This window comes from Sphaerisporangium sp. NPDC005288 (assembly GCF_040607475.1).
Classification (GTDB): Bacteria; Actinomycetota; Actinomycetes; order Streptosporangiales; family Streptosporangiaceae; genus Sphaerisporangium; species Sphaerisporangium rhizosphaerae.
In genome coordinates, this window is the sequence record NZ_JBEXGT010000047.1 from 23,820 (window position 1) to 47,238 (window position 23,419).

General features: G+C 73.1%; 17 protein-coding genes and 1 tRNA gene. 5 read left to right on the top strand and 13 right to left on the bottom strand.

What is annotated here, in order from left to right; all coding sequences use genetic code 11:
- Positions 1-72: 72 nt before the first annotated feature.
- A complete protein-coding gene (locus ABZU32_RS33500; protein WP_354928659.1) occupies positions 73-1,626 on the top strand; it encodes a penicillin-binding transpeptidase domain-containing protein in 1,554 nt (517 codons plus the stop codon).
- Positions 1,627-1,735: 109 nt separating this feature from the next.
- On the opposite strand, the gene ABZU32_RS33505 is transcribed toward ABZU32_RS33500, so the two are convergent.
- On the bottom strand, positions 1,736-2,941 hold the full coding sequence (locus tag ABZU32_RS33505; RefSeq protein WP_354928662.1) for a M20 family metallopeptidase: 1,206 nt from the start codon (positions 2,939-2,941) through the stop codon (positions 1,736-1,738).
- Between the two features lie 156 nt (positions 2,942-3,097).
- Between ABZU32_RS33505 and ABZU32_RS33510 the strand changes: the two genes are divergently transcribed.
- Entirely contained in the window at positions 3,098-3,700 is a 603-nt protein-coding gene (locus ABZU32_RS33510) for an HdeD family acid-resistance protein (RefSeq protein WP_354928665.1), read from the top strand.
- Positions 3,701-3,856: 156 nt separating this feature from the next.
- Positions 3,857-5,167 carry an L-lysine 6-transaminase gene (gene lat, locus ABZU32_RS33515; RefSeq protein ID WP_354928668.1) on the top strand — a complete coding sequence of 437 codons (1,311 nt, stop codon included), beginning with the start codon at positions 3,857-3,859 and terminating at the stop codon, positions 5,165-5,167.
- A 239-nt stretch (positions 5,168-5,406) separates the two neighbouring features.
- On the opposite strand, the gene ABZU32_RS33520 is transcribed toward lat, so the two are convergent.
- From ABZU32_RS33520 to ABZU32_RS33550, 7 genes are all read right to left on the bottom strand, one after another.
- Positions 5,407-5,649, bottom strand: coding sequence for a response regulator transcription factor (locus tag ABZU32_RS33520; protein ID WP_354928671.1), 243 nt, complete (start codon positions 5,647-5,649; stop codon positions 5,407-5,409).
- Positions 5,650-5,851: 202 nt separating this feature from the next.
- Positions 5,852-5,927: transfer RNA gene (locus tag ABZU32_RS33525), tRNA-His, on the bottom strand.
- A 71-nt stretch (positions 5,928-5,998) separates the two neighbouring features.
- Positions 5,999-6,595: an oligoribonuclease gene (gene orn, locus ABZU32_RS33530; RefSeq protein ID WP_354928674.1), complete on the bottom strand. Its 597-nt coding sequence runs from the start codon at positions 6,593-6,595 to the stop codon at positions 5,999-6,001.
- A 21-nt stretch (positions 6,596-6,616) separates the two neighbouring features.
- Positions 6,617-8,128 carry a DUF2510 domain-containing protein gene (locus ABZU32_RS33535; protein ID WP_354928677.1) on the bottom strand — a complete coding sequence of 504 codons (1,512 nt, stop codon included), beginning with the start codon at positions 8,126-8,128 and terminating at the stop codon, positions 6,617-6,619.
- 57 nt (positions 8,129-8,185) lie between these two features.
- A complete protein-coding gene (locus tag ABZU32_RS33540; protein ID WP_354928680.1) occupies positions 8,186-9,610 on the bottom strand; it encodes a hypothetical protein in 1,425 nt (474 codons plus the stop codon).
- On the bottom strand, positions 9,611-11,308 hold the full coding sequence (locus ABZU32_RS33545) for a serine/threonine-protein kinase (protein WP_354928683.1): 1,698 nt from the start codon (positions 11,306-11,308) through the stop codon (positions 9,611-9,613).
- A gap of 155 nt (positions 11,309-11,463) precedes the next feature.
- Complete coding sequence (locus ABZU32_RS33550; protein WP_354928686.1) at positions 11,464-12,111, bottom strand: pyridoxamine 5'-phosphate oxidase family protein; 648 nt, start codon at positions 12,109-12,111, stop codon at positions 11,464-11,466.
- A gap of 66 nt (positions 12,112-12,177) precedes the next feature.
- On the opposite strand from ABZU32_RS33550, the gene ABZU32_RS33555 reads away from it, so the two are divergent.
- Complete coding sequence (locus ABZU32_RS33555; RefSeq protein WP_354928689.1) at positions 12,178-13,698, top strand: PLP-dependent aminotransferase family protein; 1,521 nt, start codon at positions 12,178-12,180, stop codon at positions 13,696-13,698.
- A gap of 136 nt (positions 13,699-13,834) precedes the next feature.
- Here the strand turns inward: ABZU32_RS33555 and ABZU32_RS33560 are convergent, their stop codons facing one another.
- From ABZU32_RS33560 to ABZU32_RS33570, 3 genes are all read right to left on the bottom strand, one after another.
- The gene (locus tag ABZU32_RS33560) at positions 13,835-14,989 is read right to left on the bottom strand and encodes a DegT/DnrJ/EryC1/StrS family aminotransferase (RefSeq protein ID WP_354928692.1); all 1,155 of its coding nucleotides are present in this window, start codon (positions 14,987-14,989) and stop codon (positions 13,835-13,837) included.
- Between the two features lie 184 nt (positions 14,990-15,173).
- Positions 15,174-16,256 (bottom strand): GNAT family N-acetyltransferase, encoded by a 1,083-nt coding sequence (locus tag ABZU32_RS33565; RefSeq protein WP_354928695.1) that lies wholly within the window; start codon positions 16,254-16,256, stop codon positions 15,174-15,176.
- A 96-nt stretch (positions 16,257-16,352) separates the two neighbouring features.
- Complete coding sequence (locus tag ABZU32_RS33570; protein ID WP_354928698.1) at positions 16,353-16,931, bottom strand: hypothetical protein; 579 nt, start codon at positions 16,929-16,931, stop codon at positions 16,353-16,355.
- A 319-nt stretch (positions 16,932-17,250) separates the two neighbouring features.
- Here ABZU32_RS33570 and ABZU32_RS33575 point away from each other — a divergent pair, with 319 nt between their 5' ends.
- A complete protein-coding gene (locus ABZU32_RS33575) occupies positions 17,251-18,636 on the top strand; it encodes a xylan 1,4-beta-xylosidase (protein ID WP_354928701.1) in 1,386 nt (461 codons plus the stop codon).
- 18 nt (positions 18,637-18,654) lie between these two features.
- Here the strand turns inward: ABZU32_RS33575 and ABZU32_RS33580 are convergent, their stop codons facing one another.
- Both ABZU32_RS33580 and ABZU32_RS33585 read right to left on the bottom strand, forming a co-directional pair.
- A complete protein-coding gene (locus tag ABZU32_RS33580; RefSeq protein ID WP_354928704.1) occupies positions 18,655-21,996 on the bottom strand; it encodes a hypothetical protein in 3,342 nt (1,113 codons plus the stop codon).
- Positions 21,993-23,384: a hypothetical protein gene (locus ABZU32_RS33585; protein WP_354928707.1), complete on the bottom strand. Its 1,392-nt coding sequence runs from the start codon at positions 23,382-23,384 to the stop codon at positions 21,993-21,995. Before ABZU32_RS33585 ends, ABZU32_RS33580 begins: the two co-directional genes overlap by 4 nt.
- Positions 23,385-23,419 lie beyond the last annotated feature (35 nt).

Below are 23,419 nucleotides of genomic sequence, written 5' to 3' on the forward strand. Positions count from 1 at the left end.
GCTTCCCCACACGGTCTCCCATGGTTCTGATATATCGGGATGTGCCATACCCGGCACTCTTGGGAGAACCGTATGCGCCGCCGAGGACTGCTCGCTCTCTTCGGGGTGACCGTCGTCATCATCGCGGCCTCCCTGGTGGCGCTGGTGCTGGACGCGCGCCGGATCACCGGCACCCCCGAGGCGGCGGGGCGGGCCTACCTGGACGCCTGGGCGGCGGAGAACCTGCCTTCGATGAGGGAGATGGTGTTCTCCCCGCCCGCCGACTTCCTGGACCAGCACCGCCGCCTCAGCACCGACCTGCAGGTGCTGTCGATCAAGCTGACCCCCGGCACGCTGGTGCGGCACGGCGAGCGGGCCGCCGACCTGCCGTTCGAGGGGGTGCGGCAGATCGGCGAGCTCGGCCAGTGGCGGTTCTCCTCGGTGCTCCATCTGGCCGTCAGGGACGGCGCGTGGAAGGTCGTCTGGACGCCGCAGACGCTCCACCCCGGCGTCGCGGCCGGCGAACGACTGCGCCTGGCGGAGATCCCGGTGCCGGGCACCGAACTGCTGACCCGGCAGGGACGGCCGCTGCCGCACGCCAGCGGCGCCGAGACCTACCTCCGTGACCTGTCGGGCAAGGTCGACGACTTCTACGACGCACCGTCGGCGGGGTGGGCGATCGAGGCCGGCACCTCCGCAGGCAGGTCAAGGAATTTCGTGGTGTTCCGCCGGCCGGCCGAGCGGACCTTCCGCACGACGCTGGACTGGTGGACGCAGGCGGCGGCCGCCCGGGCGCTCGACGGGCTCGACCGGCCCGCGGCCGTCGTCGCGGTGCGGCCGTCCACCGGCGAGGTGCTCGCCGTCGCCGACCGGCTCGCCGGCCAGGGCGCCTTCTACCAGCCCGCCCCGCCCGGCTCCACCTTCAAGATCGTCACCGCGGCGGCGCTGCTCGGCGACGGGATGAGCGCCGACACCCCGGTGCCGTGCCCCGCCCGCTACACCATCCCGAACGGGCGCACCTTCACCAACCACGACGACCAGGACCACGGGACGGTCAGCCTCCGCCGGGCGTTCGCCCTGTCGTGCAACACGACCTTCGCCCGGCTCGCCGTCGAGCGCCTGGGCGACGGCGCGCTCCGGCGGGAGGCGACGGAGCTGGGGTTCGGCGGCGACCTGAAGTCGGGCATCGGGGGGACGTGCGGGACGATGCGCAGGGCCGGCGACCGCGACGAGCTGGGCGCCGACGCGATCGGGCAGAACTCGGTACAGGCCACCCCACTGTGCATGGCCCTGGTCGCCGCGGCGGTCCGGGACGGCACCTGGCGCCCGCCCCGGCTGATGTCGGAGAAGGCCGTCAAGCGCCTGGAGATCGACGGCCGGCCGAAGCCGAGACGCATGCCCGGCCCGGTCGTCGCGCAGCTCAGGTCCATGATGGCGGCCGTCGTGACCGAGGGGACGGCCGCCGGCTCCGCCCTGCCCGGCGGGGTGGCGGGCAAGACCGGCACGGCCGAGACGGGGACGGGCGAGGACCACTCATGGTTCGTCGGCTACCGCGGGGACCTGGCGTTCGCCGTCTTCGTCGAGCACGGCGGCGCGGGGGCGGGCGCGGCGGCCACCGTGGCGGCCCGCTTCCTGGGCGCTCTCTGAGGCCGTCCAGCGCAGCTCGTGCGCGGCGCCGTGGCGGCGGCCGTCCCGATCCCGGTGGCCGACTCCGCCGCCCGCCCGGGCCGGCGGCGCGGGCGGGGGGACGGCGCGCTCAGGCGGTGGCCGCCTCGAGGCCGAGCCGGCGCTCGGCCAGCTCGGCGTACAGGGCCGCGCCATCGGGCAGCACCGTGTCGTCGAAGGCGGCCTCGGGCGCGTGGTTGTAGGCCGCCCGCGCGGGGTCGGCCCCGTCCGGGCAGGCGCCGAGGGCGACGAAGGCCGAGGGCACCTGGTCGCAGACGAAGGAGAAGTCCTCCGAGCCGGTGAACGGCTGCGGCGCGGTGATGTAACGGTGCTCGTCGAAGACCTCGCGCACCGTGTCCCCGGTGAAGTCGGCCTCGGCGGCGCTGTTGACGGTCACCGGGTAGCTGACGTCGTACTCCGCGTCGACCTCCAGGGCGTGCGCGGCGGCGATGCCCTTGAGCAGCGTGAGGATGCGCTCCTGGACGCGGCCGTGCGCGGCGGCCGAGAACGACCGCACGGTGGCCTCGAACGTCGCCTCCTCGGGGATGATGTTGTCGGCGGTGCCGGCGTGGAAGCTGCCCACGGTGACCACCACCGGGTCGAACACGTCGAAGCCCCGCGTCACCATCGTCTGCAGCGCGGTGACCATCTCGCAGGCGGCGGGGATGGGGTCGGCGGCCCGGTGCGGCATCGACCCGTGGCCGCCCCTGCCGCGCACCGTGACCTTCAGCCGGTCGGCCGCCGCCATGATCGGCCCGCCCCTGCTGACGAAGAGGCCGCGCGGCAGCACCGAGCTGATCACGTGCAGCGCGTAGGCGGCGATCGGGCGCCGTCCCGAGGCGTCCAGCACGCCTTCGTCGATCATGATCTTCGCGCCGCCCTGGCCCTCCTCGCCGGGCTGGAACATGAACACCACGTCGCCGGCGAGCCGGTCGCGCCGCGCCGCCAGCAGGTGGGCCGCGCCGGCGAGCATGGTGGTGTGCAGGTCATGGCCGCAGGCGTGCATCCGCCCGGGCAGCGCCGAGACCACCGCCGCGCCGCTGCGCTCGGAGACGGGCAGGGCGTCCATGTCGCCGCGCAGCAGCACGGTCGGGCCGGGCCGCCCGCCGCGCAGCACCGCCGTGACCGAGCTGAGCCGCTCGCCGGTGGTCACCTCCAGGGGCAGTCCCGCGAGGGCGCCGAGCACCTTCTCCTGGGTCCGCGGCAGGTCCAGGCCGAGCTCGGGCTCGCGGTGCAGGGCGTGGCGCAGCCGGACGAGCTCCTCGCCCAGGTCCTTGGCGGCTTCGCGGAGCGACACCGGGCATCCCCTCCAGGTTCCTCACCGATACATCCCAGACTTCAGACGATATAGCCCGACTTGGCGGCAGGTAGACAGCATTTGGCGACTTTTTGGTCTGTTACCAGGGTCTTTCCGGATAGGAACGGAACGGTAGCTCGACGGGGGAGATTCGACATGCATGAGGTCAGCGGCCAGGCAGGCCGTCACTGGACAGAGATGGGCCGTCACTGGTGGGTGCAGGCGGCGCGCGGCGCGTGCGCGATCATCTTCGGCGTCCTGGCCGTCGTGTGGCCGCTGATCACGCTGCTCACGCTGGTCATCCTGTTCGGCGCGTACGCGATCGTCAGCGGGGCCTTCGCCCTGTTCGGCGCCTTCCGCGGCGTCCATCCCCGCGACTCGCGCACCTGGCTGGCCATCTCGGGCGTCCTGGCGATCGTCGCCGGCATCGTGGCCTGGGTCTGGCCGGGCATCACGGCGCTTGCCCTCCTCATCCTGATCGCCGCCTACGCGGTCGTCATCGGGGTGTCGGAGATCGTCGCCGCGGTCGCCCGGCGCAAGGCCGGCGAGACCGACTGGGCGTACCTGGTCAGCGGCGTGCTCGCGGTGATCTTCGGCATCCTGCTGTTCGCCTGGCCGGCCTCCGGAGCCCTCGCCCTGACCTGGCTGATCGGCCTGTTCGCCATCCTCTACGGCGCCTCGCTGCTGCTGCAGGCCTACCGGGTCCGCGAGAGCGCGCGCAGGGGGAGCGCCGCGGGCCCCGCCGCGCACGCGGTCTGACCGTTCCGCCGTCGCCCGTTCCGCCCGCCGGAGGGTCGCCTGTCCTGCATGATTCCGCGTGGTAAGCCGGATGTACCGGAGGACTTCCACATAATCATGGACTCGGCCGGGAATATTCTTGCCGACTATCGGAGAGGCTCCTCATGGGGAGGGCACATGAGCGTGCTCGACCGGCTGGCCCGCCACCTGCTCGTCGACGGTTACCGCTTCGAACTCGACCTCGACCGGAGCCGGGGATCGTGGATCGTGGACGCCGGCACCGGCCGGCGCTACCTCGACTTCTACACCTTCTTCGCCTCCGCGCCGCTGGGCGTCAACCCCTTCGACGACGATCCGGAGTTCCTGGCCCTGCTCGGCCGGGTGGCCGCCAACAAGCCGGCCAACTCCGACATGTACACCCGCCACCTGGCCGACTTCGCCGACACCTTCGCCCGGGTGCTGGGCGACCCCGCGCTTCCCCACCTGTTCTTCGTCGAAGGCGGCGCGCTCGCCGTGGAGAACGCCCTGAAGTGCGCGTTCGACTGGAAGAGCCGCCGGAACGAGGCGCACGGCCGTCCGCGCGAGCTGGGCACCAAGGTCCTGCACCTCACCCGCGCCTTCCACGGCCGAAGCGGGTACACCCTGTCGCTGACCAACACCGAGCCGGTCAAGACCGAGCGCTTCCCGATCTTCGACTGGCCGCGCGTCGAGGTGCCCGCGATCCACTTCGGCGAGGTGGAGGCGGCCGAGGAACGGGCGCTCGCCCAGGCGCGCGCGGCCTTCGACCGCCACCCGCATGACATCGCCTGCTTCATCGCCGAGCCGATCCAGGGCGAGGGCGGCGACAACCACATGCGGCCGGAGTTCCTGCTGGCCGTCCAGCGCCTGTGCCACGAGCATGACGCGCTGTTCGTCATGGACGAGGTGCAGACCGGCGTCGGGCTCACCGGCACGCCATGGGCCTACCAGCAGCTCGGCCTGGCCCCCGACATCGTGGCATTCGCCAAGAAGGCCCAGGTCGGCGGCATCATGGCCGGCCGCAGGGTGGACGAGGTGCCGGGTAACGTCTTCCAGGTCAGCGGGCGGATCAACTCCACCTGGGGCGGCGGGCTGGTGGACATGGTCCGCTCGCGCCGCATGCTGGAGATCATCGAGCGGGACGGCCTCATCGCGCGCGCGGCGGAGCTCGGCGAACGGCTGCTCGGCGGCCTGCGTGAGCTGGAGGCCGGGTTCCCCGGCCTGGTCCGCGCCGCGCGCGGGCGCGGGCTCATGTGCGCCTTCGACGTGCCGGACCGCCGTGACGATGTCGTGCGCGCGCTGCGCGAGGACCAGGGCGTGCTGGTGCTGCCCTGCGGCGAGCGGTCGGTGCGGCTGCGCCCCGCACTCTCGGTCACCGCGGAGGAGATCGCCCACGGCCTGGCAGCGCTCACCCGGACCCTGACCACCGTCCGCGAAACCACCCCGAACGCCCTCCGCGTGCCCGCCTGACCACCGGACAGGCCGCCCGCGAAGCGTCGCCGGGTCGTCCGCCGTAGCCGGCGCCGGCCTCGCCGTACCACGACCCGCCGACCCGGCGCCGATCACCTACAGCACGTGGCCGGGATGGAGGACCGCGCCCGGTGAACGTTCGTGGTCACCGTGCTGGTCGCGGGCGGGGTGTGTCGCCCGACGTCGGGCCGCGGGTGCCACGCCGGCCGCCTCCCCGTGGCCGGCGTGCCGTTCGTCCGTCAGGTGGGCGGGCGGGCGGGGGAGTTGGCCTTCCACAGGCCGATGGCCGTCATCCGGCAGTCGGCCCCGAGTTTGGAGTAGATGCGGTTCACGTGGTTCTTGACGGTCTTCTCGCTCAGGAACAGCCGCTGGGCGATCTCACCGTTGGAGTGGCCCGTCGCGATCAGGTCCATCACCTCGGCCTCGCGTTTGCTCAGCCCGGCGTGCGCGTGCTCGTTGTAAGTGGCGTCATCGACACTCATCCGGCCTCCGTGGCACGAATCATTGTCTGATCGCCGAGCCCCCCGCGCTGGCGGTGTGCGGTTTTTGCGAGCATAGCCCGCCATCGCGGCCTTTGGGGGCCAGCCAGTCCGAGAAATGCTCACTTTCCGCGAAAGCGATGGAGAGGGCGGTGACGCCGTGAAAGCGCGATGGCCGGTCCGAGAGGGACCGGCCATCGACCGCTGGGGTGAGTGATGGGACTTGAACCCACGACATCCAGGACCACAACCTGGCGCTCTGCCAACTGAGCTACACCCACCATGTCCGCGGTCATCGCCGCGGCACAGGAAAAGTGTAGCGGGCTTTGGGGGGTTCTGGTGCCGCGCCGCGTCAAGATCCGGTTATGGCCTCCGCCACCTCACGTGCGGTGGCGGTGTCGGGGCCCGGCTGCGGCACGAAGACGGCGGCGCGGTAGTAGCGCATCTCCTGCACGCTCTCGGTGATGTCGGCCAGCGCCCGGTGGCCGCCCTGCTTGGCCGGGGAGGCGAAGTAGACCCGTGGGTACCAGCGGCGGACCAGTTCCTTCACCGAGGAGACGTCCACCATGCGGTAGTGCAGGTAGGCGTCGACGGCCGGCATGTCGCGCGCGATGAAGGAGCGGTCGGTGGAGATGGAGTTGCCGCACAGCGGCGCCTTCTTCGGCTCCTGCACGTGCCGCTGGATGTACGCCAGGACGAGCGACTCGGCCTCGGCGAGCGTCACGCCGTCCGCGAGGGCGCTGAGCAGGCCGGAGGAGGTGTGCATCTGCCGCACGACCTCCGACATCTGCTCCAGCGCCTCCTGCGGCGGCTTGATGACGACGTCGATGCCCTCGTCCAGCTGGTTCAGCTCGCCGTCGGTCACGACGCACGCGACCTCGACGAGCGCGTCATGGCCGAGGTCGAGCCCGGTCATCTCACAGTCGATCCAGACCAACAGGTCACTCATAATGCTCAGCGTAGTGCCCGGTCATGAGGCCTTGAGAGAGTCCAGTACGCGATCGATCAGCGATGTGTCCAAATTGTCGGGTACGGAGGCGTAAAGGACAGAAGGTCGCTTGCCCAGACCCTGGTCCACCAGGGCGATCACCCCGTGCTCCTTTTTGAAGTCCCAGCCCGCCTTCTTGGCCTCGGGCGTGAAGTCCATCTCGAACCTGAGCATCCACGCCTTCTTGCCGCTGACCTCGAAGCTCTCGTCCTTGACGATCTTGCGCTTGTGCGGCGGGCTGTAGAAGAGCTTCTCGTAGTTGATCAGGAAGCTCCCGGCCGCGTTGCGCAGGTCCTGCGGGCCCGAGTAGTCGAAGACCTGGGGGAGCGTGCACACCGTCACCGTGCCCACCCAGTCGTGGTCCTGGCCGTCGTAGTTCTTCTGCGAGGTGGCCTGGTAGCCGCTGGTCCACAGCGGGAAGCGCGGGTCGGGCCGCCCGGTGCCGTTCAGCTCCGCCCACGTCGGCACCGACCACTTGCCGCCGGGGAAGGTGAAGGACAGCCCGTTGCGGGGGTCGGTGATGGTGTCGCCCTTCGGCGGGGGCAGCTGGGCCGGGAAGTCCGTGACGCTCGGATCCGGGGTCGGGGTGTCCAGCGGCGGGTCGGTGGCCGGGGCCGACGGCTCCGCGGTCTCGCTCGGCAGGGGCGTCGACGCCGCGGTCGGGGTGCCGTCGCGATTGACGAAGGTGAAGGCGAGCACCAGGGCGATGACCACGAGGATTGCGACGGCGCCGCCGCCGAGCACCCACGGCAGCGGGCTCTTCTTCGGCGGCGGGGGCCCCTGCGGGCCGAACTCCGGCACCGGCATCTGGGCCGTGGCCCCGGGCGGGCCCCACTGCTGCGGCCCGCCGTACGGGCCCGGCTGCCCTGGTTGTCCCGGCTGCCCGTACTGCCCGGCCGGCTGGCCGTAGGCGCTGGTGGGCTGGGCGTACGGACCCGTCGGCTGACCGTACTGGCCCGGCGGCTGCCCGTACTGGCCGCCCGGCCCGCCGAACTGCGGCTGCCCGCCGGGCGGGGCGAAGGCGCCGGGCTGCTGGTGCGCCCCGGTGCCCTGCTGTCCCCCGGGGCCGGGCGCGCCCGGCTGCGGGTACGGCCCGGTGCCCTGCTGCCCGCCGATCGCCCCGGGCTGCGGCTGGGGGCCGGTGGCCCCGGGCCGCGGGTACGGGCCGGTGCCGCCCGCGCCCAGGTGAGGCTGCGGCCCCGTCTGCGGCCCCGTCTGCGGACCGGTCCCCGGCTGCGGGGGCGCGTCCTGCGGGGTGTCGGCGCCCGGCGGGGAGCCGCCCGTCCGGGACGCCTGGGAGGAGTCGTCCGGCGCGGACCCCGCGCCCTGCTGGGGCGTGCCCTCCGGCCGGCTCCACTGGCCGGTCGTCACCGGGGCCTGGCCCGAGGAGGCCTCCAGGGGGTGGGTGGCGTCGGTCCACTGCGTGCCATCCCACCACCGCAGTTGCGGTGATCCGTATGGGTCCGGGTACCAGCCGGCGGGGGTCTGCGTCATGTCGTCAGAATAGTGACATCCCCGTTATTACGCGCATTTGGCGAGCGATCTGCGCGGTCAGCATTTATAAGTGAACGTCGCCGCGTCCTCGATCGGGGCGCCCGAGGCGCCGACCGGCGACAACACGCGCAGCCGCGCCGTCAGTTTCCGGGTACCGTGCCCGCTCACGTCCCATTCGAGGGTGACCTCGTGGCTGGACCGCCCGGACGGCACGGCGTCGGTGTGCTTGATCGGCTTCTGCTTGCTCAGCAGCCACTCGTAGGAGACCTGGCCGGCCGACCCGTTCGTGGTGAGCACCCCGACGACGTTCACGGTGGTGTCGCACCCGGCGGCCTTCGGCTGCCTGACCTGGACCGCCGTCACCGACAGCGGCACGCCGCGCTGGAACCACAGGAAGGCCGCGGCCAGCAGGATCAGCGCGAACAGCACGGCGGACCCGACGAAGCCGCCGCGCCGGCGCCGCCGCCTGCGCGGAGCGGCCAGCCGCTCGGCGGCCGCCACGGTGGGCTGCTCGCGTCCGGCCCGCCAGATCTGCGCGGCGGTCGTGTCCGCGGGCACCCCGGGGCCGAACCGCATCTCGCCGCCGGCCGGCGTCGTGGCCGCGGGCGGGGCCTGCCCGGTCTCGGCCGCGGGGTGGGCCGGCCGCTCACCGGCGCCCGCCGGCACGTACAGCAGGGTCACGACCTCGCCGGTGTCCACGCCCTGCGGCGACGGGGGCAGGTGCGGGGGCTGCCCGGTGGGCACCGCCGACGCCGACCACCACTGGATCGTCTGGACCAGCCGCTCACGGGTGGCGAACCCCGAGGGCAGCAGGTCGCGCCCGTTGACCAGGGCGTCGCGCGCGGCGCCCATGCCATGGGTGGTCGCGGTGGCCGCCGCGCGGTCGAACAGCCGCGCCGCCTGCTGGTCGCCGGCCGCCCACGCCGCCGCGAGCCCGCGGGCCAGCGAGGCCCACGCGGCCAGGTCGCGCTCCACCGAGGCGTGCGCGCCGCGCAGCGCCGGGACCAGCCCGCGCTCGGCGAGCAGCGCCGTGCCGTCATCGGCGATCACCACGGTGCCGGCGTGCAGCGCGCCGTGCACCAGGCCCGCCGAGTGGACGGCGAGCAGCGTCTGCGCGGTCTCCACCAGGATCGTGGCCGCGCTCCCGGCGTCGGGGACCGGGCCGGAGGCCGTGGCCCGCATCAGCTCGGCCAGCGACGGCGTGCCCGGCCGGGCGGTGAGCAGCCACACCTGTCCCCGGGCGGCGACCAGGTCGGTGATCGGCACCAGGCCCGCGACGCCGCCGCGTGTCAGGCGCCGGTCGGCGGTCACCTCGGCGACGACCCGGTCGCGTGCCCCGGGGTCCACCAGGACCCCGGGATCGATCCACAGGACCCCGCCGCGTCCGCCGTCCGGCGTGACCGCGTCGGTCCAGGTGCCGGTCTCACCGGCGCGAGATCGGCCCGTCAGCCGGTATCCCGCGATGCTCTCGCCATCTGGCATCTACCGCCGCCTCCGGTGCCGTCCCGCCATGCGCTGTCTGAGGACAAGTGTGGCGGGAACCGCCCCGGTCGTCACCAGGCCGACCGCCAGCACGCCCACCGCGTCCCCCCGCGGGGTCGTCTCGGGCGACGGGGTGTCGCCGACGTCGCCCCTCGGCGGCGGTGACGACGGCGACTCCGAGGGCCGTGTCGAGGGACTGGGCGACGGCTCGGGGGAGGGCTGGGGCGGCTGCTGGGTCGGGCGAGGAGTCGGGGTGGGCTTGGGCTTGCCGGAGGGCAGCGTGTCGTCCACGTTGGGATCGGAGGTGTCGGGCTTGTCCGACGGGCTCGGCTTGGCCGAGGCCGAGGGCTTGGCGGACTTCGTCGGCTTCTTGCTGGGCGAGGGCTTCGGCTTCGGCGAGGTCTTGGTGGCGGTGGGCTGGGGGGCGGTCGAGGGGACCGCGGCGGCCGTGGTCTGGGGCGGGGCCGCCGTCGGCTCGGCCGTCGGGCTCTCGGACTCCTCCGCCTGCTCCGTCGGCTCCTCGGAGGGCTCCTGCGCCGGCGACTCGGCGATCGCCGGCTCAGGCGAGCCTCCGGCGATGGCGGGCGTGGCCGACGGCGTGGTGGTCGTCGTCTGCGCCTGCAGCGAGCTGTCGCCGAGCGTCCCCACCAGGACCGCGCCGCCCGCCGCGACGACCGCCAGGCCCACGGCGCCCACCATGAGCTTGACGCTCAGCTTGCTCAGGCCCCGGCGGACGCCGCCGAGCTCGGTCTCAGCCAGCGAGGTGCTGGCGCCGGGCAGCTCGTCGACCAGCGGGAACAGCAGGGCGAGCAGCCCCGCCAGCGCGGCCAGGCGGCGGCGTCCCTTGTCCTCCCAGTCGGGCCCGTACGCCTGGAGGGCGACGTCCTCCAGCTCGGCCAGGAACGCGTCGGCGGTGGCGGGCCGCTCGGAGGCGCGCTTGGCCATGCCGCGCTCGATGAGCCCCCGCAGCGGCGCGGGAACCTGCTCGACCGGCGGCGGCATCGCCTGGTGCTGCCGCGCCAGCGCCGCCATGTTGCGCGACTGGAACGGGCGGGTGCCGGTGAGGCACTCGAAGAAGACGATGGTCGCGGCGTAGACGTCGGTGCTGGGGCCGGCGGGAGCGCCCGCCCACTGCTCGGGCGCCATGTACGGGGGCGTACCGGCGCCGCTGACCCCGTCGCCGGAGCGCACGGCGATGCCGAAGTCGATGAGCTTGCTGTCCCCGGTGCCCTCGATGACGACGTTCTCGGGCTTGAAGTCGCGGTGCACGACGCCGCTGGCGTGCGCGGTGGCCAGGCCCAGCAGCGACCCCTTGAGCAGCACGAGCGCCGCCTCGGCGCCGGTCGGGCCCTCCGAGCGCAGCATCGCGCGCAGGGAGACGCCGTTGACCAGCTCCATGATGATGGCGGCGCCGCCCTGGTGCTCGATGTACTCGTAGAACCGGGCGGCGTGCGGGCTGTCCATCAGCTCCAGCAGCCGCGCCTCGTGGCGGAAACGGACGACGAACCCCGGGTCGGCGCACAGCTCGTCGGACAGGTACTTAATCGCGACGTAGGTCTGGTCCGCGTCGTAGCGAGCCATGACGACACGTCCGGACCCTCCGCTGCCCAGGTCACGAATCTCGGTATATCCGGGGACTCGCCATGCCCCGCTCTGGCCGTCCATGCGGTCTCCTTTTGTGGCCGGGCCCCCACCCATGACGCGACAACGAAGCCTAATGGCGACGTGGCTGATCCGTGATGTTTAAATGGATATTTGCTATATTGTCGGCGCCATTGTCAGCGATGGGCGCGGCCCGGCGGCGCTTTACGCCCGGCCTTCCGCGCGGTCGTCCAGGGCTCTTTTCCGTGCGGTCACCCGGCGTCCGGCCGCCCCCTGCCGGCGATGTGGGCGGGCACCGGCGTCCCCGGCGGCAGCGCCGGGTCGGGCTCGGGCTCCCCCCAGCTCACCCGCAGCGGCAGCACCCCCGCCCACAGCGGAAGCGCGTAGTCCTCCTCGTCATCCACAGGAGGCCCCTGGCGCACCTTCACCGACGCCTCGGCGAGGGACAGCGCGACGACCGCCGTGGCCGCCAGCTCCTTCCCGTCCGGTGGCCGGGTGGCCTCCCACTGGCCGGGCGCCAGGTTCTCGGTGATCGCCCGCAGCCCCGCCAGCCGCTCGTCGGCGTCCTCGACCGGTCGCGGCGTGCCGTAGATCATCGCCGAGCGGTAGTTCACCGAGTGGTGGAACGCCGAACGCGCCAGCACGACGCCGTCCAGATGGGTGACGGTCACGCAGACCTCCCCGCCCGCGCGCAGCGACGCGGCGCCGGTCGATCCGTGCAGGTAGAGCGTGTCGCCGATGCGGCCGTACCCGGTGGGAACCACCATGGGCGAGCCGTCGACCACCACGCCCACGTGGCAGATCAGCCCGGCGTCCAGGACGGCGTACAGCTCGGAACGGTCGGTGCGGCCGCGGCGCTTGCCGCGCCTGAGGGTGGTGCGCGAGGTCGAGGACAGCATGCGATTACCGTACGAAGAAGTGGACCTGTGGTGCAGGTCCACTGGCGCGCCGTTTCAGGAGACCACTTGCCGCTCCACGTCGACCTTCCCCTCGTCCTCGACCGGGACGCGTCCGTGCCGCTCACGGTGCAGCTCGGCGACCAGCTCCGGGCCGGCATGCGCACGGGCATGCTCAGGTCGGGAGAGCGCCTGCCGTCCAGCCGCGCGCTCGCGCGGCTGCTCGGCGTGAGCCGCACGGTCGTCACCGACGCCTTCCAGCAGCTGTACGCCGAGGGCTGGCTGGAGGGACGCCACGGCTCGGGCACCTACGTGGCCGACCTGTCCGGGATCGCCGGTCCGGCCGGCGGCGCCTCGCACGCGCCCCCGGCCGGGGTCGCCCGTCCGGCCGGCGGCGCCCCGCACGGGCCGCCCGAAGGGGCGCCCTCCGGGAACGGCCCGGCGACGCGGGCACCCGCCGGACCGGCGGGCCCGGCGGCCGGGTGGGCGGGGCGGGACACGGTGTTCGCCGCCGCCGGCGCGCAGGACGTGCCGGACGCCGGGGTCGTCGACCTGCGGCCCGGCCGGCCATGGGTGCGGGACTACGACCGGGCGGCCTGGCGGCGGGCCTGGCGCGGGGCCGCCGACCGGCCGCCCTGCGACGTCATCGACCCCTACGGGCATCCCCGCCTGCGGGAACTGCTGGCCGGCCACCTGCGCAGGGCGCGGGGCGTCCCGGTGGGCCCGGAGAACGTGATGGTCACCCGGGGCACCGGCCACGGGCTCGACCTGCTCGCCGCCGCCCTGCTGCGACCGGGCGACCGGGCCGGGGTGGAGGAGCCAGGGTACGGCAAGGCCCGCTCGATCATCGCCGCGCGCGGCGGCCGCATCGCCCCGTGCCCGGTGGACGAGCAGGGCGTCCTGACCGAGGGGCTGCCCGACGACCTGCGCATCCTCTACACCACGCCCGCACACCAGTACCCGCTGGGCGGCAGGCTGCCCATCCCGCGCCGCGAACGGCTGCTGGCCTGGGCCCGCCGCACCGGCGCCACCGTGGTCGAGGACGACTACGACGCCGAGTTCCGCTACGACGTGGCGCCCCTGCCGGCCCTGTACGGCCTGGACCCCGGACGGGTCGTCCTGCTCGGCACGCTGTCGAAGTCGCTGGCGCCGGACGTGGGCATCGGCTGGCTGGTGGCGACGCCCGCCCTGCTCGGCGAGCTGGCCCGCGTGCGCGTGGAGCTCGCCGACCGGACCTCCGGCCCGGTCCAGGAGGCCGTCGCGGTGCTGCTCGAACGCGGTGACCTGGACCGCCACCTGCGACGGGCGCGGCTGTCCTACGCGCGCCGCCGCGCCGCCATCGTGGAGATCCTCGGCGGGCGGGTGAGCGGCGACTCCGCCGGCCTGCACGTCTTCCTCAGGCTGCCCGCCGGGCAGGTGGGCCGCCTGGTCGCCGCGGCGGCCGAGCGTGGCGTGTTGCTGGACACCACCGAACGGCACCACCACGGCCCGGTGCGCCACCACGGGGTGGTCATCGGATACGGCTCGGCGTCCCTGGCCGAGGTCCGCGAGGGCTGCGCCGTCATCGCCGCCCTGCTGTCCGGCCGCTGACCACGGCCGCCGGCCAGGGCCGTTGACCACGGCCGCCGGCTACGGCCGCGCCGGACGGGGGAGGCGACGGGCGCGGGGCCGGAGCCGCGTGCGGCCGGGGGGCGGGCGGCAGAGGACGGGAGCCAGGGGACGGGAGTCAGGCGGCGCGGGGGAGCAGGTGGTCGCCCGGCGGGGGCGGAGCCGGGAGCAGCGACTCGACCACCGGCAGCGCGCGCCCGGCGTACAGCGGGTCGACCGGCAGCACGTGCCGCGCCCACCAGCGCGCCGTCTCGCGCTCCGGCGGCGGCTCGACGAACCCCTCGGCGTAGTCGTCGTACGGCGGGTCGTAGAGGTAACCGGTGGGCACCCCGCGGCGCTCCAGCGCGGCGATGGCGCCGTCGCGGTCGGCGACGAGCAACGGGACGCGGAACAGCGGCTGGTCGACCTGGGCGCGGACCCCGGCGGCGGCCGTCGGCAGCTCGGCCAGCCGGGCGACGCCCGCCAGCCGCGCCGCCCGCTCCTTGGGCAGGCGCGCGAGCCGCCGCCCCTGGTACCACCGGGCGACGGCGCCGCGGGAGCCGCGGTAGTCGTGCAGGTCGGCGCGGACCCACGCGTCGAACGCCGGCAGGCCGTGCCCGCCCGCGAGCGTCGCGGCGAGCTCCTGGGGACGCAGGGCGATGCGGTAGCCCTGGCGCGGCTCCTGCAGGCCCAGAACGCGGGCCAGCCGCATGGCGGGGCGGGCCATGTCCAGGCGCAGGGCGGTGCGGCGGGCGGCGGAGGTGGCGACGCCGAGCAGGTCCCTGCGCAGGGCGCCCGGCTGGAGCAGCAGGTCGCGCTCGCGCTCCAGCTCGCGCCGGTCGGCCGGGCTGTCCACGGCGAGCACGCCCCCCGACCCCGCCCCCGCGTGCTTGGACATGCTGAAGACCCCGGCCACGCCGAACGTGCCGAGCGGCCGGCCGTCCACCGACGTCTCGGCCGCGTGGGCGACGTCCTCGATCACCAGCAGGCCGGTCATGCCGAGCACGTCATCGGGCAGGCCGTACAGGTTGGTGGTGAGCACGGCGTCCACGGCGCCCAGCAGCACCCGGGCCAGCTCGATGTTGCCGTCCAGGACCGAGACCGGCGCGATGACCGGGATGAGCCCGGCGGCCAGGACCAGGAAGAGGATCTCGTCGGCCGAGATCGGGGACATCAGCAGCCGCTGCCCGGGTGTGCACCAGTGCCGCAGGGCCAGGTACAGACCGAGCCGGTTGGACGGCAGGTACACGGTCTCGCGCCCCGTGCGCGTCGCGAGATGTCTTTCGGGACTCACTGCTCCCTCTTTCCGCCGCCTGGTGGTGCCTGGACCAGGTCCGGCAAAGCAGAAAGGTAGCGCATGGGAGCCGGGCGGTTACCCCATCTATGCGGGCCCGTTACCCGGCTGGGCGGGCGCCTGTTACACGGCGAGCCCCGTGTGGACGCCGGTCATCAGGGACGACGCGCGGACGCGGAGCGGGTCACGAGGCGATGGTGGTGCGGATCCTGCCGTAGGTCTTCAGCGCCAGGTCCGCGGTCTCGCGGAGCACCGAGTTGGCGAGGACCGTTCCACGGGCCTTACGGACGGGCACGCGGACGAGCCAGTGAACTCCGGCCCCCGGAGTCGGCCGGGCGACACGGCCCTCGGTGACCCACAGCTCGCCGGTCTTCAGCTTGTCCTTGTACTCCTTCTCGCCGCGGCCCATGTCGATGAGGCGGATGCCGGCCTCGGCGGCGCGCTCGGCCATCGCCAGGTGGTGGATCAGGCCGGGGGAGTACTTGGCGTAGGCCGGGTCGTAGGCCGGGAACCAGCCGGCGAGGGTCGTCTTGGTGCGCAGCCCGAAGTGCCCGGCGACCGGCCGGCCGTCGACGTACACCATGTCGAGCTGCCCGCCGAAGTGCTCGGTGTCGATGTGCAGCAGGCTCTCCACCAGGCGCACGATCCACGGCCGCGCGAAGCGGTCGGTGCGGCCGGTGCGGCGGTACTGGTCGGTCTTCCAGTCGAGCAGCGTGCGCAGGACGGCCTCGTCGGTGACGCCGAAGTCGTGGCGCATCGGGCCGAAGTCGCGCTGGAGCTTGCGCGTCTTGTACGCGGTGGACTTGTAGGTCTTGCCGGACACCTGCTTGAGCGTCTCGACGTAGGCCGCGTAGCCGTCGGACAGGTCGATGACGGGCGAGGGGTGCCGAGTGTGCTTGGCGGGCACCAGCGGCTGGCCGGCCAGCAGGTGGTCGAACTCGAACACCGCCAGCCCGCAGGCCTTCATCAGCTCGTTCGGGTCGAGGTCGATGTCCTTGGCGTGGACCATGCCCTGGGCGTCGGTGAGCCCGGCGGCCACCGGCATGCCGATGCCGAACTGGTGGCGCTCGAAGGGGAAGAAGCCCACGATGTCGGCGCCGTCGGTGAGGACGGCCACCCGCGCCTGCTCGCGCACCCGGCCCGTCTCGATCGTGAACTCGGGCGAGAGGAAGGGGCTGTCGAGTGCGGGGTCGGCGGCCTGCAGAGCCCGCCAGCGGGCCGTCTCTGAGGGACCGAGTTCCCTGGGATGGACGACGGTTACGCGCATGGGCTCCTACTGGGGTGATCCCTGTGGTGTTGAGACGGCGCCTACACCTTCTACCCAGCTTGGTGCCTGCCATGTAATAGGGCGATAAAGATCGTATCACGGTGCGATTGGGGAATGCTGGTAGCGATCGCGCTCCACGTCGCGCCCATCGGCGCCGATCCTGCCGGCGCCGTTCACACCGCCCTCGCGCGGGCGCGGGACGTCGAGGCTCGCGGGCGGCTCGCCGACGATGCGGTGCACGTCGATCGCCCCCGGGTCCCCCTCGGAGGCGCCGGGCACCTGCGAGGCGCCGAAGTGGCCGCCCCTGGCCCACACTCGCGGACTGCCCTGCGCCGCCACCGACAGGGGGTAGGGCAGGGGAGGGCCGGCGGGCCACCGGCGCGGCACCGCCCAGGAGTCCAGCCACGACAGGATGTCGTCCAGCCCGTCCATCTTGCTCTCGGTGAACGGCTCCTCCACCGATCCGAGCACGCGGATCTGGACGCACACCCGTCCCTGCCGGTTGAGCGCGCCCGGCAGCCCGCAGGCCGCCCTGGTGGGCGGGAGTGACTGGATGATCTGCCCGGTGACGGGGTTCCACACCAGATGGGCCGGTCGGGAGATCTGGACGAGCCGCTGGGCCACCGATTTGGCCGACACCCGTTGGGGGTCGGTCGGCCAAATGAACCAGACCACCCGGGGCGCGCCTCCGGCCATCGGCCCTGCGTCCTCGAGAGCGGGAATTCGACTGGCGACGGGCAGCCATGCCTGGGCCACTGTGCCCCCTCAAATCCTCGGTCGCGGCTTTTATACCCCTTTAAACAAGCCGTTGACACCTTATGCTGCTTGATTCTTGGAACAACACTTAGAGTGATACTTGCGGCGTTAAAAGGGTTATGGGCGTGTCTGGTGGTAAGTGGGCGAGCCATGAGCACCATGGCGGACGGCGCCCACGGGCGCTCGCGCGGTGGGAGCATTCAAGGGTCCTGCAAGCGTGAGCGGATACGGTGACGGAGTGTTGGAGAGCAGTGGCCGGCATGCTCGGCGTCGTTACATCCCGCGAGGGCCCATCGCCATCGGCGCCGGCGTCCTCGCCCTCGCCCTGGTGGCCGGGCTCCTGGCCATCGCCGCCCAGCGCGGCGGCGGGCGGTCCGACGGCGTCGCGGCCACCATCCTCGCCACCCCCGAGCCGCCGCCCAGCCTCGAGCAGCCGCCGGTGGTGGACAGCTGGCCGCGGTGGGGCGTGACCCACACCCAGTACAGCGCCGACAACGAGAGCGACGAGGTCCGCTCCAAGGTGGCCGACCTGTTCGCCCGCGTCCCCATGGTGGAGAACCAGCACATCATGGGCTGGGGCGCCGGCAACCCCGAGCCCGCGCCCGGCAAGTACGACTTCCGCGACCTCGACCGCCGCGTCAAGCTGATGGCCGCGACCAAGTCCCAGCCCGTGCTCACGCTGTGCTGCGCCCCCGACTGGATGAAGGGCGGGTCCGAGGGGCGCACCAACTGGAGCAAGATCGAGATGGCGCCGGAGCGCGACCACTTCGAGGACTACGCCGAGCTCGCCGCCACCGTGGCCCGGCGCTACCCGACCGTGACCCACTACATGGTGTGGAACGAGTTCAAGGGGTTCTGGGACGACGCCCACAACGACTGGGACGTCGAGGCCTACACCGACCTGTACAACCGGGTGTACGACGCGCTCAAGGCCGTCAACCCGAAGATCCAGGTCGGCGGCCCGTACATCCCGATCGACAGCCACGTCAGCAGCGCCAACGCCTCCACCCTGCGCGGCCCCTGGGGCGCCGTCGACCGCAGGAACCTCGCCAGCATCGACTACTGGCTCACGCACAAGAAGGGCGCCGACTTCATCGTCGTCGACGGCTCCTCGGCCACCAACGACCGCGGGCTGGTCCCCGACGAGTTCACCGCGCTCAAGAAGTTCTCCGCCGTCACCGCGTGGCTGCGGCAGCGCGGCGGCGATCTGCCCGTCTGGTGGGCCGAGTGGTACATCGCCCCCGACAACATCGACTGGGACGAGCAGCACCGCTCGGCGGTGCAGGCCGTGGCCATGATGGAGTTCGCCAGGAGCGGCACGGCCAGCGCCCTGTACTGGAGCCCGCAGCGCAAGGCCGGCGACGACTGCCCCGGCTGTCTGTGGACGCCGGGCGTGGGCGACGAGATGCCCATGGCCGGCCTGCTCAGCGGCTTCACCCGGTGGTTCCCCGCCGGCGCCGAGCTGGTCGACCTGAGCGTCTCCGACCCGCGCGTCCAGGTGCTCGCCGTCGACCGGCAGTTGGTCATGGTGAACACCGCGCCCACCGCCCTGACGGTCACCGTCGACGGCAAGTCGTTCGAGCTCGCCCCCTACGACGTCAAGTGGAGCGACCGCGGCCGGTGACCCCGGGCCGCCCCGCGGTCAGCCGGAGGTCAGGGTCAGGAAGCGCTCCACGATGACGGCGAGGGCGGCGGCGGTCATCAGCAGGCCGATGATCATTAGTTTGCGCCGCCCGCGCGCGGCCCGCTCGGTGCCCCGCAGCCGCGCGAGCTCCGCCGCGAACAGCGTCGAGACGGCCAGCGCCAGCGCCACGAGCCCGAACGGCGTCCACGGCGTCGAGCGGTCGCCCACCATCGTCACCGGAGCCGGCGGCGGGATCTCCGACCCCTTCGGATAGGTGCGCAGGGTGTAGATGGCGGCGTCCTGGTTGGCGTACACGCGCTTGAGCTTGGTCGAGGCGTCCAGTGCCGCGCGGAACCGCTCGCCCCACTCCGGGGGGAAGCCCTCGTTCAGCTCCAGATACGCCGCCTGGCCCCGCGTGGTGATCAGGAACGTGTTCGGGGCCTTGCCGCGCAGCGCCGTCAGCACCCCGGCCAGGTCGGCGGGATCCTTGGTGACGAGCGCCTGGTCGTACTCGACCCGGTCGATGTCGCGCTCGCGCCACGGGATGGTCGGCGTGACCTCCTCGCCGAGGATCGGCACCAGGTACAGCAGCCGCGCGCTCGGCCGGTCGTGGGCGTACACGTAGTGCATCGCCGCGGCCTCGCCCGTGGTGACCCGCTCGAACTTCTCGTTGCCGTACCGCGCCACCAGGAACGCGCCCGCCAGCGCCAGGGCGGTCACCGCCGCCAGCACCGCCGAGACCCGCCGCGTCGTCCCCGGCGCGTACCGCATGGTGCGGCGGCGGATCGGCACCGTCTCGCCCTCGCGGGCGTCGGTGGTGTGCGCGGGCAGGTTCGGGAAGAACGCGTACGCGCCCAGGATGCACGCCGCGGGCAGGGCGAACATGTAGACCCGCAGGCCGATCTCGCCGCCGTAGCTCTGCAGGCCGAGTGCCAGCGTGGGCACGCACAGCAGCACCGCCGCCGCCCGGTCGCCGACGCCGCGCCGCAGCCGGCGCAGCAGCCCGACGGCCGCGAACAGCAGGATCACCCCGCAGATCCCGAGCCGCACCTTCAGCACGATGCCGTGCTGCGCGTCGGTGCCCACCAGCCGGTCGCCGGTGTTCTCCTGCAGGTTGGCGAAGATCTTGCCGATGCCGCCGAACAGCTCGTCGATGCGGCCGCTCCAGAACGGCGTCGCCTGGTAGTTGATCCAGGCGATCACGATCAGCCCGAAGAACACCGGCAGCGCCAGGGACAGGGCGCTGCGGCGCAGCAGGATGAGCCCCGTCAGCGCGCCCATCATCATGAACGGCGTGATCTGGTGGGTCGCCGTGGTGGCGAAGAACAGCCCGACCAGCAGCGTCAGCAGCACCACCCGGTCGGTCACCGTCGTCGGCCTGGCCGGCAGCTCCCCGGGCGTGAGCCGGTCGAGCCGGGCCAGCGTGCGCCGCAGAAGACCCTTGGGAGGCAGCGGCGCCGTCCTGGGCTCCGCGCGGCCGAACCAGCGCATCAGGACGGCGACGAACACCAGGTACAGCGCGAAGGTGAAGCCCTGCGGGGAGAAATAGTCCTGCCCGATCCACTGCACCAGGATGAACAGCAGCGCCGCGAACCAGCGGGCCCGGGTGGTCGCCACGATCTGCCGAAGGATCAGCACGAACGGCAGCAGATAGAGCAGGTTGGACACCAGCGGCGTCCACTGCAGCACCGTCGAAGGATCCTCCACCCCGGCGGCGCGCAGAACGAACCCGAACAGCGCGAAGAATCCCGGCCAGGCGAAGCGGGCGTCCAGCCCTGGCAGCGCCTCGCCCGCCCGTCCGATGTACTCGGCGAAGCCCGCGTGCACCCAGGCCGTGGGGAAGCGCGGCTCGGCCTCGACCAGCGCCGCCGCCCCGTGCAGGGTGAAGGTGACCGCGGCGAGCTGGAACAGCAGCAGGCCCTTGCGGTCGGTGTTCTGGGTCAGCGTCACGAAGAACGAGACGATGATGAGGGCGATCGCGGCGAAGGCCGTGACCGGCAGCACCGAGATCAGGCCGAGCCCGTTGATCCGGTCGAGGTCGACGCCGCGCATGGCCCCGTGCGGCACCCGCAGCGCCAGCACGTACATGACCAGACCTTCGAGGGTCAGCAGCGGCGGCAGCCACGACGCCACGCTCGCCGCCAGCCGCGACACCCGCGGCTCCGCCCGGTCGCCCGCCTCCACCGCCTCCGCCACGGCGACCCCGGACGGAACCGCCCCCGACGCGGTCGCGGCGGAGAGCTTGAGGGGAGTCCCGGGCGCGGCCTGCGGGACGGCCGGAGTCGTGTCGGGGTCATCGGACTCGTCCGAGTCGTCGGGGTCGTCCGAGTCGTCGGGGTCGTCCGGGTCGTCGGGGTCGTCCGGGTCGTCTGGGGCGTCCGTCCGGCCCGCCGCAGCCTTGGCCCTGTCGTCCAGCCGAAGCGGCTCCTCGGGCGCGGGCGGCGCCTGGACGGCCCGCGCGACCGGCCGCGGGCGCGAGGCCGGCAGCGGCAGCGGGATCACCTGCGTGACGTCCTGGTCGACCGGTTCCCCGGCCGGCACCACGGCGAGCTCGTCATCGGAGTGGGCGGTGTCGTCCCCATCGTCGTCCCCGTCGTCGTCCGACGGGGCCTCGGTGTGGGCGTCGGCGCTCGCCGTGTCCCGCGCCGTGCCGGCGTCCTCGGTGGCGTCCTTGGCAACGCGGGACGGGGTGGGCTGGACGGGCAGTTGCAGCACCTGGGTCACATCGGCGTCGTCGACGTCGTCGTCCCCGCCCATGGCGTCGTCGTCCGCGCGCTCGGCGTCGCCGGTGTCGTCGGTGTCACCAGGCTCGGCGGCGCCGGCGTCGTCGTCGCTGTCACCGGCTTCGGCGGTGTCCGCGGGCGCGGGGGCGCGGTCGATCGGCAGGGCCACCGGCCGGGTGAACTCAGAGGTGACGTCGGAGTCGTCCTCCGCGTCGGGAGCCTCCTCCGTGCCCGGACCGTCCTCCGCGTCGAGAGCGTCCTCGCCGTCCGGACCCTCCTCGGGCCCGGTGGCCTCGCCGTCCGAACCCTCCTCGGGCCCGGTGGCCTCGGCGTCCGAACCGTCCTCGGCGTCGGTGGCCTCGGTGTCGGTGGCCTCGGCGTCGAGATCGTCCTCGGCGTCCCGGGCGGCGATCCCGGCGCCGGGATCGCCGGCGTCCGGGCGGTCGGCGGCGTCGAGGGGCTGCTCGGCCTCCAGGTCGGCCTCGGGGCCTGCGTCGTCGGCCTCCGCGCCTGCGTTCTGGTGTGCGGGGTGACCGGTGTCCGGATCGTTCGCGGGGTCGAGGGCGTCGTCGTCCGCCGGGGTGGCGATCTTCGTCGCCGTGTCCTCTGTCACCTCGTCGCCTGTCCGTTGCCTCACGTGGACCATGATGCGGTCTCGGACGCCTCCCGCGCGCTCGATGACCGCGGCGTCGCCGAGCCGCCGAGTATCCGGCGCAGCCCCGGGAGGATCAGCAGGGCGACCAGCACCTCGCTGAACAGCAGCCCGTACCCGACCGAGGTGATGCCCGTCACCGGCAGCAGGATGACCGAGGACGACAGCACCAGCACCGCCAGGCCGATCTGCACGACGGCGAGCGTGCGGGCGTCGCTGCGGGCGCGCAGCCCGCTCAGGTAGATCTCGATCAGCACGCGGGGCAGCACGGCGACGGCCATCAGCCGCAGCAGCGGCGCCCCGTGCTCGGCGAAGCCCGGCCCGAACACCGCCAGGATCAGCGGAGCGGCCACGACGGTCACCGCCACCACCGGTATGATGATCATGTACGCGCGCCGCAGCGCCTGGCGGCAGTTGGCGGCCAGCATCGAGCGGTCGCCGGACCCTTCGACGGTGAGCGAGGTGGCCATGTTGATGGCCAGCAGCTCGATCATCGCCCCCAGGGTCTGCGGGATGGAGAAGTACCCGAACATCTCGCCGTTGACCCGCGAGGCGACGTACACCGGCAGGAAGTACACGATGGCGAGGATCGAGAACGCCCCGGGGTAGTCCCCGGCGAGGAAGCGGCCGATCTCGCGCAGCCGGGGCGGGCGCGAGCCGGCCGGTGCCAGCTTGGCGTGGCGCGGCACCAGCACGCCGAAGATGAGGATGTTGATCGGGATGAGCGCCAGCGCGGTCGGGACCACCCACGAGACGTAGATGCCGTCGTCGGGCAGGGCGCCGGCCAGGACCACCAGCAGGCCCATCTTGACCAGGCCGAAGCTGAAGCTGTTCACCGGCACCCAGACGGCCTTGCGCATGCCGGCGAGCGCCACGTCCTGCAGGGTGAACACCGACCAGATGGCCACCGAGGCCAGGAAGAACAGGCCGGGGCCGACGCCGGCCAGCGTGGAGTAGTTCTCTCCCCAGAACGGCAGGGTCAGCAGGAACGCGCCCGCGGCCACGACGGCCGTCAGCGTGGAGATGAGGTAGCCGCGGCCGATGAGCCCGCCGGTGCGCCGGCCGGCCACGGGGATGAACCGGGCGAGCGCGCCGGTCAGCCCGAGCGCCGTGAGCCCGGCGAACAGCCGCATCGCGGTGATCAGCGCCTGGCTGCGCCCGAAGTCCTCCGGCGAGTACAGCCGGGCCGCCAGCAGCCAGTAGCCCATGCCGAGCACCGCGGTCACGCCGGTGTTGGCCATCAGCGCGTAGCCGTTGAGGAACAGCGGGTTGCGCAGGTCGTGAAGGAGCCGCCGCCACAGGACGGTCAATCTCCCGGCGGCCTCATCGGCGTCCGTCGCCTCCGGCCTGTCGCCGGTCACTGTCGTCTTCATGGTCGCGTCACCCCCCTCATCGACGCGCGGCGTCT

Bases quoted from the DNA above. Each gene is read 5' to 3' on its own strand.
- ABZU32_RS33545 (WP_354928683.1), bottom strand. From the start codon at position 11,308: ATGGGTGGGGGCCCGGCCACAAAAGGAGACCGCATGGACGGCCAGAGC.
- ABZU32_RS33550 (WP_354928686.1), bottom strand. From the start codon at position 12,111: ATGCTGTCCTCGACCTCGCGCACCACCCTCAGGCGCGGCAAGCGCCGC.
- ABZU32_RS33500 (WP_354928659.1), top strand. From the start codon at position 73: ATGCGCCGCCGAGGACTGCTCGCTCTCTTCGGGGTGACCGTCGTCATC.
- orn (WP_354928674.1), bottom strand. From the start codon at position 6,595: ATGAGTGACCTGTTGGTCTGGATCGACTGTGAGATGACCGGGCTCGAC.
- ABZU32_RS33540 (WP_354928680.1), bottom strand. From the start codon at position 9,610: ATGCCAGATGGCGAGAGCATCGCGGGATACCGGCTGACGGGCCGATCT.
- ABZU32_RS33565 (WP_354928695.1), bottom strand. From the start codon at position 16,256: ATGCGCGTAACCGTCGTCCATCCCAGGGAACTCGGTCCCTCAGAGACG.
- ABZU32_RS33585 (WP_354928707.1), bottom strand. From the start codon at position 23,384: ATGAAGACGACAGTGACCGGCGACAGGCCGGAGGCGACGGACGCCGAT.
- ABZU32_RS33520 (WP_354928671.1), bottom strand. From the start codon at position 5,649: ATGAGTGTCGATGACGCCACTTACAACGAGCACGCGCACGCCGGGCTG.
- ABZU32_RS33510 (WP_354928665.1), top strand. From the start codon at position 3,098: ATGCATGAGGTCAGCGGCCAGGCAGGCCGTCACTGGACAGAGATGGGC.
- lat (WP_354928668.1), top strand. From the start codon at position 3,857: ATGAGCGTGCTCGACCGGCTGGCCCGCCACCTGCTCGTCGACGGTTAC.
- ABZU32_RS33535 (WP_354928677.1), bottom strand. From the start codon at position 8,128: ATGACGCAGACCCCCGCCGGCTGGTACCCGGACCCATACGGATCACCG.